This is a genomic window from Candidatus Arsenophonus triatominarum (assembly GCF_001640365.1).
In the GTDB taxonomy this organism is placed as follows: domain Bacteria; phylum Pseudomonadota; class Gammaproteobacteria; order Enterobacterales; family Enterobacteriaceae; genus Arsenophonus; species Arsenophonus triatominarum.
Genome location: NZ_LWMI01000014.1, coordinates 222,465 through 238,053, shown reverse-complemented (window position 1 = coordinate 238,053; position 15,589 = coordinate 222,465). Strand labels below are relative to the sequence as shown.

At 41.4% G+C, this 15,589-nt stretch carries 12 protein-coding genes; all 12 read left to right on the top strand.

The genetic code is table 11. The features are described 5' to 3' along the window. The first annotated feature begins 75 nt into the window (after nt 1-75). On the top strand, nt 76-1,875 hold the full coding sequence (gene nuoC / locus AYJ55_RS13670) for an NADH-quinone oxidoreductase subunit C/D (protein WP_162505568.1): 1,800 nt from the start codon (nt 76-78) through the stop codon (nt 1,873-1,875). A gap of 56 nt (nt 1,876-1,931) precedes the next feature. After that, nucleotides 1,932-2,426, top strand: coding sequence for an NADH-quinone oxidoreductase subunit NuoE (gene nuoE / locus AYJ55_RS13665; protein WP_245677378.1), 495 nt, complete (start codon nt 1,932-1,934; stop codon nt 2,424-2,426). After that, the gene (gene nuoF, locus AYJ55_RS13660) at nt 2,423-3,778 is read left to right on the top strand and encodes an NADH-quinone oxidoreductase subunit NuoF (RefSeq protein WP_063656936.1); all 1,356 of its coding nucleotides are present in this window, start codon (nt 2,423-2,425) and stop codon (nt 3,776-3,778) included. The genes nuoE and nuoF overlap by 4 nt, the downstream gene beginning before the upstream one ends. Nucleotides 3,779-3,864: 86 nt before the next feature. Next, the gene (nuoG, locus tag AYJ55_RS13655) at nt 3,865-6,597 is read left to right on the top strand and encodes an NADH-quinone oxidoreductase subunit NuoG (protein WP_063656935.1); all 2,733 of its coding nucleotides are present in this window, start codon (nt 3,865-3,867) and stop codon (nt 6,595-6,597) included. Continuing rightward, nucleotides 6,597-7,571, top strand: coding sequence for an NADH-quinone oxidoreductase subunit NuoH (nuoH, locus tag AYJ55_RS13650; protein ID WP_063656934.1), 975 nt, complete (start codon nt 6,597-6,599; stop codon nt 7,569-7,571). The genes nuoG and nuoH overlap by 1 nt, the downstream gene beginning before the upstream one ends. A 17-nt stretch (nt 7,572-7,588) precedes the next feature. Beyond that, on the top strand, nt 7,589-8,131 hold the full coding sequence (gene nuoI, locus AYJ55_RS13645) for an NADH-quinone oxidoreductase subunit NuoI (protein ID WP_063656933.1): 543 nt from the start codon (nt 7,589-7,591) through the stop codon (nt 8,129-8,131). A 12-nt stretch (nt 8,132-8,143) separates the two neighbouring features. Next, entirely contained in the window at nt 8,144-8,677 is a 534-nt protein-coding gene (gene nuoJ, locus AYJ55_RS13640; RefSeq protein WP_063656932.1) for an NADH-quinone oxidoreductase subunit J, read from the top strand. After that, nucleotides 8,674-8,976: an NADH-quinone oxidoreductase subunit NuoK gene (gene nuoK, locus AYJ55_RS13635; RefSeq protein WP_026822041.1), complete on the top strand. Its 303-nt coding sequence runs from the start codon at nt 8,674-8,676 to the stop codon at nt 8,974-8,976. Before nuoJ ends, nuoK begins: the two co-directional genes overlap by 4 nt. Continuing rightward, on the top strand, nt 8,973-10,820 hold the full coding sequence (gene nuoL / locus AYJ55_RS13630; protein ID WP_063656931.1) for an NADH-quinone oxidoreductase subunit L: 1,848 nt from the start codon (nt 8,973-8,975) through the stop codon (nt 10,818-10,820). Before nuoK ends, nuoL begins: the two co-directional genes overlap by 4 nt. Nucleotides 10,821-10,839: 19 nt before the next feature. Beyond that, entirely contained in the window at nt 10,840-12,366 is a 1,527-nt protein-coding gene (nuoM, locus tag AYJ55_RS13625; RefSeq protein ID WP_063656930.1) for an NADH-quinone oxidoreductase subunit M, read from the top strand. 6 nt (nt 12,367-12,372) lie between these two features. Further along, on the top strand, nt 12,373-13,830 hold the full coding sequence (nuoN, locus tag AYJ55_RS13620; RefSeq protein ID WP_063656929.1) for an NADH-quinone oxidoreductase subunit NuoN: 1,458 nt from the start codon (nt 12,373-12,375) through the stop codon (nt 13,828-13,830). A 378-nt stretch (nt 13,831-14,208) separates the two neighbouring features. Beyond that, nucleotides 14,209-15,546 carry an isochorismate synthase MenF gene (gene menF, locus AYJ55_RS13615; protein WP_245677363.1) on the top strand — a complete coding sequence of 446 codons (1,338 nt, stop codon included), beginning with the start codon at nt 14,209-14,211 and terminating at the stop codon, nt 15,544-15,546. Nucleotides 15,547-15,589 lie beyond the last annotated feature (43 nt).

The window sequence follows — 15,589 nt, the reverse complement described above, 5'->3', positions numbered from 1 at the left end:
AATATAAGCTATTCAGCGTAACAGAAGTAATGTGTTGCGGTCGTAATAAACCTGATCAAGCCGTTGTGGTGCATAATGATAACAGATCAGATAATGCAAGAGAGTGTCAGGCCGGCATGGCAAACTTATGATTATTGTGATGATCCAATAATTTTGACACTGCGTAACCAATTCAGTCCAGATGCTTTCACCATTCAATCAACTCGTACCGGAATGTTGGTTATATGGATCAAGCGTGAACAACTTCTTGCCGTAATAGAGTTTTTGAAAAAACAGCCTAAACCTTATGTAATACTGTTTGACCTACATGGGGTTGATGAGCGGCAAAGAGTATATCGGCAAAGTTTGCCTGAAGCGGATTTTTCCGTTTTTTACCATCTTATTTCCATTGAGCGTAACCGCGATATTATGTTGAAAGTGGCGCTTAGTGAGAAAGATCTTAATATTCCCTCTATCGTTTCTTTATTTCCCAATGCTAATTGGTATGAACGTGAAGTATGGGATATGTTTGGCATAACATTTAATGGCCATCCGAATTTGCGACGGTTATTAATGCCAATGACCTGGGAAGGACATCCGTTATGTAAAGATTATCCGGCCAGGGCCACTGAATTTGATCCTTTTGTTTTAACCAAACAAAAGCTTGATTTAGAGATGGAGTCACTGACCTTTAAACCCGAAGAATGGGGAATGGCGAGAGGCAACGAACATGAAGATTTTATGTTCTTGAATCTGGGCCCCAATCATCCCTCATCTCACGGAGCCTTTCGTATTGTACTGCAACTAGATGGTGAAGAGATTATCGACTGTGTACCGGATATTGGTTACCACCATCGCGGTGCAGAGAAAATGGGCGAGCGTCAATCCTGGCACAGTTATATTCCCTATACTGACCGCATTGAGTATTTAGGTGGCTGTGTTAATGAAATGCCTTATGTATTAGCGGTAGAAAAACTAGCAGGAATTGACGTTCCTGATCGGGTTAAGACTATCCGCGTTATGTTGTCAGAGTTATTTCGTATTAACAGCCATTTACTCTATATCAGTACCTTTATTCAGGATGTCGGTGCCATGACACCGGTTTTCTTTGCATTTACCGATCGTCAGAAAATTTATGACATTGTTGAAGCGATCACCGGTTTCCGTATGCATCCAGCTTGGTTTCGGATCGGTGGTGTTGCTCATGACTTACCGAAAGGCTGGCAAAAACTATTGCAGGAGTTCCTTGACTGGATGCCAAAGCGATTGGATTCATATGTCAAGGCAGCATTGCATAATAGTATTCTTAAAGGGCGTTCAGTTGGTGTAGCTGCTTACACGACTAAAGAAGCATTAGATTGGGGGGTCACTGGCGCCGGATTACGTGCGACGGGCCTTAATTTCGATATTCGTAAATGGCGACCCTATTCAGGTTATGAAAACTTTGAATTTGAAGTTCCTATCGGCAACAATGGCGATTGTTATGATCGTGTGATGTTAAAAGTGGAAGAACTGCGGCAAAGCCTGCGTATTCTTAAGCAATGCTTAAATAATATGCCTGCAGGACCATTTAAAGCCGATCATCCCCTAACCACTCCACCACCGAAAGAGCGCACTTTGCAGCATATTGAAACCATGATTAATCATTTTTTACAAGTTTCATGGGGGCCAGTTATGCCTGCAAATGAGGCTTTTCAGATGATTGAAGCAACAAAAGGGATCAATAGTTACTATCTGACCAGTGATGGTAATACTATGAGTTATCGCACCCGCGTTCGTACACCAAGTTTTGCCCATTTACAGCAAATTCCTGCGGTGATCAGAGGCAGCCTGGTGTCTGATCTTATTGTCTACCTTGGTAGCATTGATTTTGTCATGTCAGATGTGGATCGTTAATGATGCAAGATGAATTTAATCCCAATCAACAGCATAAGAGGCTTGATGTCGCTAACATGGTAGAGTCTCACACCAAACATGATTTTGCCTTGACGACAGAAGAGCGAGAAGAGATCGAGCAAGAAAAACATCACTATGAAGATGCCAGAGCCGCTTCAATTGAAGCATTGAAAATTGTACAAAAAAAACACGGTTGGGTGGAAGATGGTGCTATTTATGCAATTGCCGATCTGTTAGGTATTCCTGCTAGTGATGTAGAAGGAGTGGCCACCTTCTACAGTCAAATTTATCGCCAACCTGTTGGTCGCCATATTATTCGTTATTGTGACAGTGTGGTTTGTCATATTACTGGTTATCAATGTATTGAGGCTGAAATTATCAAATTATTGAAGATTGCGCCCGGCCAAACAACTACTGATGGTCGGTTTACCTTATTACCAACTTGTTGTCTGGGTAACTGTGATAAAGGTCCGACTATGATGATTGATGAGGATACCCATAGTCATGTAAAGCCATCTGATATTCAACGGCTATTGGAGCAGTATCCATGACAACACAGCGACAAATTACCCGTAGTGCGCAGACACATCCATTAACTTGGCGGTTACGTGAAGATCAGCAACCGGTCTGGTTAGAGGAATACTTAAGTAAAAATGGTTACCAAGGTGCTAAAAATGCTCTAAAAAGTATGTCGCCAGATCAAGTTGTTAGCTTAGTTAAAGATGCTGGTCTTAAAGGTCGTGGTGGTGCTGGTTTTTCTACCGGTCTCAAATGGAGTTTGATGCCGAAAGATGACAGCATGAATATCCGTTATCTACTTTGCAATGCGGATGAAATGGAGCCTGGAACCTATAAAGATCGTCTTTTAATGGAACAGCTACCGCATTTGTTGATCGAGGGAATGTTAATTGGTGCCTTTGCATTAAAAGCGTACCGTGGATATATCTTCCTGCGTAGTGAATATATCGAAGCTGCCAAACATTTGCGAAAAGCGATTGAGGAAACGAAAGCAGCGGGTTTATTAGGTAAGAATATTCTGGGTACTGATTTTAACTTTGAGCTTTTTGTGCATACCGGTGCTGGGCGCTATATTTGTGGTGAAGAAACAGCGCTGATTAACTCCCTTGAAGGGCGCAGGGCAAATCCGCGCTCAAAACCGCCTTTTCCGGCAACATCCGGTGCCTGGGGTAAGCCGACTTGTGTCAATAATGTGGAAACACTTTGTAACGTGCCTGCGATTATTGAACATGGTAAAGAGTGGTATCTCGGCCTTAGCGAAGGTAAAAGTAAAGATGCCGGAACTAAGCTGATGGGATTTTCCGGGAGGGTTAATAATCCAGGGTTATGGGAATTACCTTTTGGTATCACTGCTCGCGAGATCTTGGAAGGTTATGCCGGTGGAATGTGTAAAGGTTTAACGCTTAAAGCCTGGCAACCAGGCGGGGCTGGTACCGACTTTCTAACCGAAGCGCATCTCGATTTAGCAATGGATTTCGACAGTATCGCTAAAGCAGGTAGCCGCCTGGGTACCGCGCTTGCCATGGCGGTTGACAATGAAATTAATATGGTTTCTTTAACCCGCAATTTAGAGCAATTTTTTGCTCGCGAATCCTGTGGCTGGTGTACACCGTGTCGGGATGGCTTACCCTGGAGTGTGAAAATTCTACAGGCGTTAGAGCGTGGTGAAGGACAACCAGGCGATATTGAAACATTAGAGCAACTTTGTCGCTTTCTTGGGCCAGGTAAAACTTTTTGTGCTCATGCACCCGGTGCGGTAGAACCTTTGCAGAGTGCTATCAAATATTTTCGTGCTGAATTTGAAACTGGCATTAGCCAACAGAATTTTGCCAACTTGAGTCCAATTGCTGGCATTCAACCAAATTTGTTAAAGCAGCGTTGGTGATAACTTACGCTAAGCTGAATAAAAACATATTTAAGTCGATTGAATTTTTGATTAACGCCTGCTGAAAAAGCAGGCCATTAGGAAGCATGCTGACTATGGCTACAATATATGTAGACGGCAAACGATATGATGTAAATGGGGCTGAAAACCTATTGCAGGCCTGTCTCTCTCTGGGTCTGGATATCCCTTACTTTTGCTGGCACCCAGCGTTAGGAAGTGTTGGTGCTTGCCGTCAATGCGCAGTTAAGCAATATCAAAATGCTGACGATACACGTGGTCGTCTGGTAATGTCTTGCATGACACCGGCTTCTGATGGAACCTATATTTCCATCGATGATGATGAAGCCAAGCAGTTTCGTGCAAGTGTTGTTGAGTGGTTGATGACAAATCATCCACATGATTGCCCAGTTTGTGAAGAAGGCGGCAATTGTCATTTACAAGATATGACGGTGATGACTAGTCATACAATGCGTAAATATCGTTTTACCAAAAGAACACATCATAATCAGGATCTAGGTCCATTCATTGGTCACGAAATGAATCGTTGTATCGCTTGCTATCGCTGTGTTCGTTATTACAAAGATTATGCTGATGGCACCGATCTGGGGGTTTATAGCGCCCATAATCATGTCTATTTTGGCAGGGTGGAAGACGGTACGCTAGAGAGTGAATTTGCAGGCAATTTAGTTGAGATCTGCCCAACGGGGGTTTTTACTGATAAAACCCATTCTGAACGTTACAATCGCAAGTGGGATATGCAATTTGCACCAGGAATATGTCAACAGTGTAGTATTGGTTGTAATACTAGCCTTGGTGAACGTTATGGTGAATTACGCCGAATTGAAAACCGTTATAATGGGGTGTTAAATCACTATTTTTTATGTGATCGTGGCCGCTTTGGTTACGGTTATGTTAATCGTAAAGATCGACCCCGTCAGCCTCAATTAGTTAAAAAAGCAAAACGACACACTATTTCGGTGATGGAGGCGATGCAAACGGGCGCCAAAATTTTACGCCAAGCAAAAAAGACTATCGGTATTGGGTCACCAAGAGCTAGTGTCGAGAGCAATTATGCATTACGGGCACTGGTTGGCGAAGAAAATTTTTATTCAGGTATATCGACAGCAGAACAACGTCATCTCGAACTAATGGTTAATATTCTGCAAAAAGGAGGCGTCTATACGCCGACATTGCGTGAAATTGAAAATTATGACGCGGTGCTGGTTTTGGGGGAGGATTTAACCCAAACTGGGGCTCGTATAGCATTAGCGGTTCGTCAGGCGGTTAAAGGTAAAGCAAGAGCAATGGCTGAAGCACAAAAAGTGGCAGATTGGCAAATCGCCGCCGTGTTAAATATTGGCCAACGGGCTAAATACCCATTATTTATCACTAATATTGATGATAGCCGTTTAGATGATGTTGCTGCATTAAATTATCGGGCGCCGGTTGATGATCAAGCTCGCTTTGGCTTTGCTATTGCCCATGTTTTGGACAGCAAGGCGCCAGCTGTGAATGATTTGCCGGCGGATATTAAAGCAAACGTTGAATTAGTTGCTGCAGCGTTATTGCAGGCCAAAAAACCACTTATTATTAGTGGTAGTAATGCCGGTAGTGAAGCACTTATCCAGGCCGCCGCTAATATTGCTTTTTCATTAAAAGCGAAAAATGTTGAAGTTGGAATTAGCTATATTGCAGCTGAAGCTAATAGCTTTGGCTTGGCTTTAATGAATGCTCAATCGTTAGATATGGCAATGGAGCGTATTTCATCCGGTGAAGTTGATACTGCGGTGGTAATGGAGAATGATCTTTATCGGCATAGTAATGTTGATAATGTTAATAATGCTCTGAAAAAGCTGAATAAATTGATTGTTGCGGATCATCAACATACTACTATTATGGATCAGGCGGATCTGATTTTACCCGCTGCCAGCTTTGCTGAAAGCACTGGAACATTAATTAATAGTGAAGGTCGGGCGCAACGGTATTTTCAGGTGTTTGATCCGACTTATTACCAACCTAATATTGCCATCAATGAAAGTTGGCGTTGGTTACATTCATTGCAGGCAGAGCTCGAAACACGTCAAATCGATTGGTCTCAATTAGATCATGTTATCCAGGCCTGTATAACCGCTATGCCGCAGTTTGCGGCTATTGTCGATGCGGCACCTAATGCCACATTCCGTATCCATGGACAAAAATTAGCCCGTTCGCCCCAGCGTTATAGTGGACGTACCTCAATATTGGCTGATATAGAGGTCAGTGAACCTGGTCAACCATGTGACATTGATACGCCATTTGCTTTTTCGATGGAAGGTAACAATAGCCCCACCGCTATTCGCCAACAAATTCCGTTTGCTTGGTCGCCAGGCTGGAATTCACCTCAAGCGTGGAATAAGTTTCAAGCTGAAGTCGGTGGCCATTTACGTTTTGGCGATCCGGGGATCCGATTATTTAATTCAACTGATAGTCACTTAGATTATTTTACTGTTATTCCGCTTGCTTGGCAGCGGCAAGATAACCAATGGACGGTTGCACCTTACTATCATTTATTTGGTAGCGATGAAACCTCACAGCGAGCCGAAGCAATACAACAACGTATGCCAGAAGCTTATATTATGCTCAATACTCAGGATGCTGAAAACTTGGCTGTTAAAGCTGGGACAGTGCTTGAATTCAGTTATGGTGGGCAAATTTATCGATTGCCAGTTCGTCTCAGTTATCATTTGGCGCCAGGACAGATTGGTTTACCTTTAGGTATGCCTGGGATTGCACCAACGATGGCAGGTATGGCGGTGAAAAATTTACGGAGGGCGACATAATGACCCTATTTTCTGCTGATGTCACCGCAGCGATTATTGCTGTTCTACAAGCAATAGTTATTTTGCTGGTGGTGGTTATTTGCGGCGCTTTAATGAGTTTTGGCGAACGTCGTTTATTGGCACTGTTCCAGAATCGTTATGGACCTAATCGGGTAGGTTGGGGTGGCTCATTACAGATTGCTGCTGATATGATTAAAATGTTATTTAAAGAAGATTGGATCCCACAATTTTCAGATAAGCGCATTTTTATGTTGGCACCAGTAATTGCCTTTTGTTCCATGTTATTGGTGTTTGCCATTATTCCGGTTAGCGCAACTTGGTATGTTGCTGATCTTAATATAGGTCTGCTGTTTTTTTTCATGATGGCTGGCTTAGCGGTTTATTCGGTACTGTTTGCAGGTTGGTCAAGTAATAATAAATATTCTTTATTAGGCGCGATGCGCGCCTCAGCTCAAACGTTAAGTTATGAAGTTTTTCTCGGCCTTTCATTAATGGGGGTCGTTGCCCGAGCTGGCTCCTTTAACTTAATTGATATTGTCAATTCGCAAGCTGGATTATGGAATATTATTCCACAATTTTTCGGCTTTTTAACCTTTGTCATCGCGGGTGTTGCTGTTTGTCACCGGCATCCATTTGATCAACCTGAATCAGAGCAAGAACTGGCCGATGGCTATCATATTGAATATTCTGGTATGAAATTTGGTCTGTTTTTCGTCGGCGAATATATCAGTATTGTCACCGTTTCTGCATTAATTGTGACCTTATTTTTCGGCGGCTGGCTTGGCCCATTTTTACTTGGCTTTATTTGGTTTGCATTAAAAACAGCCTTCTTCATGGTGATGTTTATTCTTGTTCGCGCCTCATTACCACGTCCGCGTTATGATCAAGTGATGGCTTTTGGTTGGAAAGTGTGTTTGCCATTGACGTTGATCAATCTGTTAGCAACCGCAGCAGTTATTCTATGCAACGCTTAATAAGGGAGGATTGAGCCATGACATTAAAAGAGTTAGTGGTTGGTTTGGCCACCCAGATACGAAGTATTTGTATGATCGGGCTACATGCTTTTCATAAACGTGAAACGAAAATGTACCCGGAGGAGCCGGTTTATTTACCTCCTCGTTATCGCGGGCTTATTGTATTGACCCGAGATCCTGATGGTAAAGAACGTTGTGTGGCTTGTAATTTATGTGCGGTAGTTTGTCCGGTTGGCTGCATTTCATTACAAAAAGCGGAACAGCCAGATGGCCGTTGGTATCCGGAATTTTTCCAGATTAATTTTTCCCGTTGTATTTTCTGCGGTTTATGTGAAGAGGCTTGTCCGACTACCGCTATTCAACTAACGCCTGATTTTGAAATGGGGGAATATAAACGCCAAGATCTGGTCTATGAAAAACAAGATTTGTTGATTTCAGGGCCAGGTAAATATCCAGATTATAATTTTTATCACAAAACGGGTATGGCGATTAGTGGTAAAGATAAAGGTGAAGCGGACAATGAAGCTAAACCTATTAATGTTAAAGATTTGTTGCCATAAGGAGCGATGTTTATGGAATTTGCATTTTATGTCGCTGGATTGGTGGCTATTTGGGCGACGCTTAGGATAATAACACATACCAATCTAGTACATGCGCTGTTGTATCTGATCGTTTCCCTGTTAGCTTTATCGATCGTTTTCTTCTCGGTTGGTTCTTATTTTGCCGGTGCCTTAGAGATTATCGTCTATGCAGGGGCTATTATGGTGCTGTTTGTGTTTGTGGTCATGATGCTTAATTTAGGTAAATCAGTCGTTGATCAGGAGCGTGCCTGGCTACAACCAAAAGTATGGATTGGCCCAGCTATCCTTTCAGTGGTTTTACTTAGCGTGATTATCTATGCCATTGTTTCAATAAAACATAGCCAGATAAAAGGTCAGATGATTAGTGCTAAGGAGGTTGGTATGAGCTTATTTGGTCCTTATCTGTTAGCCGTTGAACTGATTTCTCTATTGTTATTGGCGGGTCTTGTCGTGGCATTTCATATTGGGCGTGAAAAGCGGCTTAACTCTCTTGATAGTCATTCCGATGTGGAGGAACAAGTATGATCCTTCTGCAACATGGTTTAATTTTAGCGGCGATTTTATTTGTTTTAGGCTTAAGTTGTCTGCTGATCCGGCGCAATCTTCTCTTTATGTTAATTGGATTAGAAATAATGATTAACTCAGCCGCATTGGCTTTTGTGGTGGCGGGTAGTTATTGGGGACAAGCTGATGGTCAAGTCATGTATATTCTAACGATTAGCTTGGCTGCCGCGGAAGCAAGTATAGGATTGGCGTTGTTATTGCAACTTCATCGTCATCGCCAGAACCTTAATATTGATGAAGTCAGTGAGATGCGTGGATGAATTTACTCTATTTAACCATTCTGCTGCCACTATTGGGATTTCTACTGCTCGCATTCTCTCGCGGACGTTGGTCGGAAAATGTGTCCGCTATCATCGGGGTTGGTTCGGTAGGGTTGGCAGCACTGGTAACATTTTGGCTAGCAATTGATTTTTGCGCTAATAATACTGACGGTGGTTATGCTTATCGTCAGACATTGTGGCACTGGATAGCAGTAGGCAACTTTAACATTCCAATTACACTGGTGCTTGATGGTTTATCGTTAACCATGTTGGCAGTTGTGACAGGCGTCGGCTTTTTAATTCATCTATACGCTTCTTGGTATATGCGTGGTGAAGAAGGTTATTCTCGTTTTTTTGCTTATACCAATTTGTTTATTGCCAGTATGGTTGTTTTAGTTTTGGCTGATAACATGATACTAATGTACCTAGGTTGGGAAGGCGTCGGGTTATGTAGTTACTTGCTAATCGGTTTTTATTATACCAATCCAGAAAATGGCAAAGCAGCCATGAAGGCTTTTTTTGTCACGCGGATTGGTGATGTATTTTTAGCCATTGGCATGTTTATTCTCTATAACCAATTTGGCACCCTCAATTTCCATCAATTGAGCATACTGGTACCACAACAAATTAGTGCAGGCTCTTCGCTGATTAATTGGGCTACGCTAATGATCCTTGGCGGTGCAGTCGGTAAATCTGCCCAGTTACCTTTGCAGACCTGGTTAGCCGATGCAATGGCGGGGCCAACCCCAGTATCTGCGCTTATTCATGCAGCAACGATGGTAACTGCCGGGGTTTATTTAATCGCTCGCACGCATAGCCTATTTTTGATGGCGGCGGAAATATTGCACTTAGTCGCTATTATTGGTGCAGTCACCCTGATATTGGCTGGATTTGCGGCCTTAGTACAAACAGATATCAAGCGCGTATTGGCTTATTCGACGATGAGTCAAATAGGTTATATGTTTTTAGCTCTAGGTGTTCAGGCTTGGGATGCGGCTATTTTTCATTTAATGACCCACGCTTTCTTTAAAGCTTTACTCTTTTTATCCGCAGGGTCAGTGATTGTTGCCTGTCACCATGAACAAAATATATTCAAGATGGGTGGTTTACGTAAAACGTTACCTTTTGTTTATGGTTGTTTTTTAATCGGCGGCGGCGCGCTAGCGGCAATACCACTAGTTACTGCTGGTTTTTATAGTAAAGACGATATCTTATGGGGAGCAGCCCTTCAAGGAGAAACAGTTTTACTCTGGGCTGGTATAGTTGGCGCATTTATGACCGCACTTTATACCTTCCGTATGATTTTTATTGTCTTCCATGGCAAAAAACAGACCTCAGCTCAAACTGTCGGCGGTATTAGTCATACTCTGCCGTTAGCGGTATTAGCAGTATTATCTACGGTTGTTGGTGCACAGATTGTTCAACCGTTAGCGGGCATATTTCCTGTCAATGAAATAATCAATGAGTCGGGTAAAGTTAGGCTAGAAATAATTTCAGCAATTGTTGCATTATTGGGGTTGGCACTGGCGGTATTCTTCTATATGGGCAAACGTAAGGTTGTTAAATCAATTGCTAAAAGCGCAGCAGGGCGTTTCTTTACTGTTTGGGGGTATCAGGCTTGGGGATTTGACCAACTTTATAACCTTATTTTTGTAAAACCATTTAAAGCAATTGCTCAATTATTGGCAAATGATCCTGTCAATTCATTAATGAATATTCCCGCTGTGATGTCACGTTGGGGCAATAAAGGCTTAACGTTAAGCCAGAATGGGCAGATCCGTTGGTATTTGGTTTCTATGGGGTTAGGGGCAGTGTTGATGTTAGCACTGTTACTTCTGGTTTAATTAAGGGACATTTTGCGCCATGCTATTACCTTGGCTAATACTTCTCCCCTTCATCGGTGGTGTCTTATGTTGGCTGTCCGAACGATTCAATAAATGGGCACCACGCTACTTGGCACTGCTTGTGATGGGGTTAACACTGCTCCTCTCTGTATTACTTTGGTTGCAGGGAAATTATTCGTTGCCTAATACGTTGGCATTATCCCAATGGCAGGCGATCTTTTTCATGCCATGGATCATGCCATTAGGTATTAATATTGCCTTAGCCATTGATGGTTTATCATTACTAATGATAGTGCTAACGGCTATTATGGGGATTTTTTCTATATTGAGTTCGTGGAGTGAAAATCAACCTAATCAGGGTGCTTATCACTTCCATTTGATGTGGATTTTAGCCGGCGTGATGGGAATTTTCATGGCGGAGGATCTGTTTTTGTTTTTTTTCTTCTGGGAAATGATGTTGATCCCGATGTATTTCCTAATTGCTAATTGGGGACATAAAGGCTCAGAAGAACGTGCACATGTTAATGCTGCAACTAAGTTTTTTATTTATACCCAAGCAAGTGGCTTGATTATGTTGTTGGCTATTGTGGCATTGGCATTGATTCATTATCAATCATCGGGTCATTGGTCATTTGCCTATCACGATCTGTTAAATACAAAAATGTCAGCGCTGACACAGTATTTATTAATGCTGGGGTTTTTTATTGCCTTTGCGGTAAAAATGCCTTTGGTACCTTTTCATGGATGGATGGCAGACGCGCAGGAACAATCCCCAACAGCCGGCTCCGTTGATATTTCAGGTATCATGCTGAAAACGGCTGCTTATGGTTTATTGCGTTTCACCTTACCGCTATTTCCTGAAGCATCGATTCAATTTACCCCTATTGCCATGACGTTAGGTGTGATCAGTATATTTTATGGTGCATGGTTAGCATTTAAACAGACAGATATCAAACGTCTGGTGGCTTATAGTAGTTTGTCGCATATGGGGTTTGTTACCGTCGCTATTTATGCAGGCTCCGGCTCCATCCTTGCTTACCAAGGAGCTGTGTTACAGATGATAGCCAATGGCTTATCAGGTGCGGCTTTGATCATTATTAGTGGTCAACTTTATGAGCGTACCGGAACACGTGATATGCGCATGATGGGCGGATTATGGAAACGGATTATGTGGCTGCCTGCGCTATCACTATTTTTTGCGGTTGCAACCTTAGGAATGCCGGGTACTGGAAATTTTGTCGGTGAGTTTATGATCCTATTTGGTACTTTTGGCCAATTTAAATTTGTGACAATTATTATGGTATTCGGTGTGGTATTTGCATCTATTTATGCACTTTGGATGATGCAACAAGTTTATTATGGTACTGCAAAATCGGAAAAAGCACTGCCTGCTTTAAATGGTCGCGAGATGTTGGTTTTATTGACATTAGCACTGTTATTAGTGGTATTAGGTTTTTATCCGCAACCGGTGTTAGATACTTCAAAAAATGTGATGGAATCACTTCACAGTTTATATTCCATTTCATTTTCAACATTAAGGCCATAATTCGTCATGTCCATAACTTTTGAACAATTGATCGCATTGTCACCACTTTTGATCGTTGGGCTATTAGTGGTGATTGTGATGTTATCCATTGCCTGGCAACGTCATCATTTAATTAATGTCACATTAACAATAATCGGTTTTATTATTGCCCTGCTGTCTTGCTTTTTAATTGGAGATAGGTTGCCGATTGAAGTGACGCCATTAATCTATGTCGATAAATATTCACTTTTCTATAGCACACTGATTTTGATTGCCGGTATTGGCACAGCAATTTATGCCTATCGATGGCTTGCAGGGTATCCGGATAATAAAGAAGAGTTTTATTTATTATTAAGTATTGCGGTAACGGGGGGGATCCTGTTATCAATGGCTAATCATTTAGCAACCTTATTTATTGGTATTGAATTGATTTCATTGCCATTATTTGGCTTGGTTGGTTATGCCTTTACTCAGAAACGTTCATTAGAAGCTAGCATTAAATATATGTTGCTATCCGCCGCCGCTTCTGCATTTTTATTATTCGGTATGGCATTACTTTATGCTGAATCAGGCAGTTTAGCCTTTGCCAAATTAGGTTCAAGCCTAAATGAGCATATTATTCACTATCCAGTCCTTATGGTTGGTTTAGGCATGATGTTGGTTGGTATTGGTTTTAAACTCTCTTTTGTCCCATTCCAATTATGGACGCCGGATGTTTATCAAGGTGCGCCTGCACCAGCTGCGACATTTTTGGCAACTGCCAGCAAGATCGCTATTTTTGCGGTTTTAATGCGTTTACTGATGACATCACCCCTAGCAGAAAGTCAGGCATTATTGTTAGTACTTAGCGTTATTGCCATTGCTTCTATACTGTTTGGTAATTTGATGGCCATTTCGCAACAGAGTATTAAGCGTCTGTTAGGCTACTCATCTATTGCCCATATGGGATATTTGCTACTACCATTAATTGCTTTACGGACTGATAGTGTTGCAGCACAAATTACAGTGTCAATCTATTTTATTGGCTATTTATTCGCTAGTTTAGGGGCTTTTGGCGTGGTAAGTATTCTATCTAGTCCTTACTGTGGCGATGATAAAGACGATATTAGTGCTTATCGGGGATTATATTGGCGCCAACCGGTTCTGGCGATTATTTTGACTATCATGATGTTGTCGTTAGCTGGCATACCGATTACTTTAGGTTTTATTGGTAAATTTTATCTCATTATTAGTGCTATCAATGCCGAGCTGTGGTGGCTAACGGCTGCCGTTATTATCGGTAGTGCGATGGGTTTATACTATTATTTACGTTTTATGGCCAGTTTATATAGCCGTCGTCAGCCAGTAGCAAATAACCAATCTGACAAACAGTTAAATGTTAATTTAGCAACTTTATTTGCGCTATTGTGTGCCGTTATTACAATTTTATTGGGAATATGGCCACAACCATTGTTTGAGATTGCGGTTGCTGCCTTGGCGGCATAAATATCAGTATGCGTAAAAAACCCAGCGCTAATTATCGCTGGGTTTTTTACGCTCAATGTTATTAAAACACGAGTTTCGCACCAATAAAAAACGCTCTATTTTTAAGTTTAATTCAGCATAATATATAAATAGACAAAATCTTATAAATTGAAAGCAACTTATTGTAATTTAAACAAATTTATACGTTTTAGTAACTTGCAAATTAACCATTGCTTTTCAGCCATTTCTGGAATTTTATATGCCTGTGCGAAACTCGTGTAAAAGTGAAAAAAACTAACAAATGTTTTGCTAAAGATACAAATAGCAGAATAAATACGAGGTTAGCCAATTGGCTTGATAAAATGATTTATTGGATGGTAAGTCAAGAGGATAGTAATAGTGGTTAATATTACCGAGTTTATGGCAAGTGTTCATCAATTTTTATCTGAACGACAAATCGATGCAGGAAGTGTGCGACAATATGAATTCCCTTTACCCGCTGATATTACATTTCCTGCTTTAGATTGGTTAGCCAGTCAGCAATTTTATCCTCAATTTTATTGGTATCATCGCGATGGTCATGAAGAAGCGGTTTTACTCGATGAGGTAAAACATTTTAGCAACATTGCTGATGCTGAACAATTTTTACAGCAACAAACAGCAACACCAACCATGCGGATCTGGGGATTGAACGCTTGGCAGCCACTGCCTGATAATGAATATTATGCCGATTTTGTTGGTGATGATAGCTATTTGTTTTTACCACGAATTGAGTTTCGTCATTGTCAGGAAAAGTGGATATTGGCTATCAATATTATTGATCAACAAGATCTGCCACAAGCCCTGCAATTTTTATCCAAATTGCAATCAGTTAAACCCATATTGCCGATTAATAGCCGTATTAAGCGAATTCAACATCTTCCTGAATATCAACAATGGCACGATTTAACCACTCAGGCAGTAGAACTGATTAATAGTGGGGTTATGGATAAAGTTGTGATTGCCCGTCAAACGGATATTCAATTAACCAAACCGTTAAATCCGGCAAGTCTATTGTCGGCAAGTAAAGCGGTTAATGGTCAATGTTATCATTTTATGATGTCCTTTAACGCTCAACATACCTTTTTATCATCAACCCCTGAGCGACTTTATTATCGTAAATTTCAACAACTTTACACTGAAGCATTAGCTGGAACAGTAGTTAATTCATCAGACCCCATAGTCAGAAAAACCAATTCCGATTGGTTAATGCATGATGATAAAAATCAACATGAAAATTTACTGGTGGTGGAGGATATTTGCCAAAGATTGCACAATAATAGTGAAAAAATTGATGTTTCCCCACCTGATATTATTTTATTACGTAAAATTCAGCATTTGCGTCGTCTTATCCATGTCACGTTACATCATGCTAGCGATAGCGACTGTCTATACCGTTTACAGCCAACCGCTGCGGTTGCCGGTGTGCCGAGGAAAATAGCCAAGCATTTTTTACAGCAAAATGAGCCTATTTGCCGCGGTTGGTACGCAGGTAGTGCCGGTTATTTATCACTAAATCGAAGTGAATTTGTGGTTTCTTTGCGTTGTGCACATATCAATTATGATCATCTTCGGCTTTATGCCGGCGCCGGTATTGTTAACGATTCAGATCCGCGGCAAGAATGGCTTGAGGTTGAAAATAAGGCCGCAGGTTTACAAACATTGCTAAATAGAGAAATATTTTGTTGTGAAAGTTGATATTAACAACAAAAATAATTTTTTAGCGTCATTTTATTGAACT

Excerpts from the sequence above, each read along its gene's own strand:
- nuoC (WP_162505568.1), top strand. The coding sequence starts at position 76 with ATGATAACAGATCAGATAATGCAAGAGAGTGTCAGGCCGGCATGGCAA.
- nuoE (WP_245677378.1), top strand. The coding sequence starts at position 1,932 with ATGGTAGAGTCTCACACCAAACATGATTTTGCCTTGACGACAGAAGAG.
- nuoF (WP_063656936.1), top strand. The coding sequence starts at position 2,423 with ATGACAACACAGCGACAAATTACCCGTAGTGCGCAGACACATCCATTA.
- nuoG (WP_063656935.1), top strand. The coding sequence starts at position 3,865 with ATGCTGACTATGGCTACAATATATGTAGACGGCAAACGATATGATGTA.
- nuoH (WP_063656934.1), top strand. The coding sequence starts at position 6,597 with ATGACCCTATTTTCTGCTGATGTCACCGCAGCGATTATTGCTGTTCTA.
- nuoI (WP_063656933.1), top strand. The coding sequence starts at position 7,589 with ATGACATTAAAAGAGTTAGTGGTTGGTTTGGCCACCCAGATACGAAGT.
- nuoJ (WP_063656932.1), top strand. The coding sequence starts at position 8,144 with ATGGAATTTGCATTTTATGTCGCTGGATTGGTGGCTATTTGGGCGACG.
- nuoK (WP_026822041.1), top strand. The coding sequence starts at position 8,674 with ATGATCCTTCTGCAACATGGTTTAATTTTAGCGGCGATTTTATTTGTT.
- nuoL (WP_063656931.1), top strand. The coding sequence starts at position 8,973 with ATGAATTTACTCTATTTAACCATTCTGCTGCCACTATTGGGATTTCTA.
- nuoM (WP_063656930.1), top strand. The coding sequence starts at position 10,840 with ATGCTATTACCTTGGCTAATACTTCTCCCCTTCATCGGTGGTGTCTTA.
- nuoN (WP_063656929.1), top strand. The coding sequence starts at position 12,373 with ATGTCCATAACTTTTGAACAATTGATCGCATTGTCACCACTTTTGATC.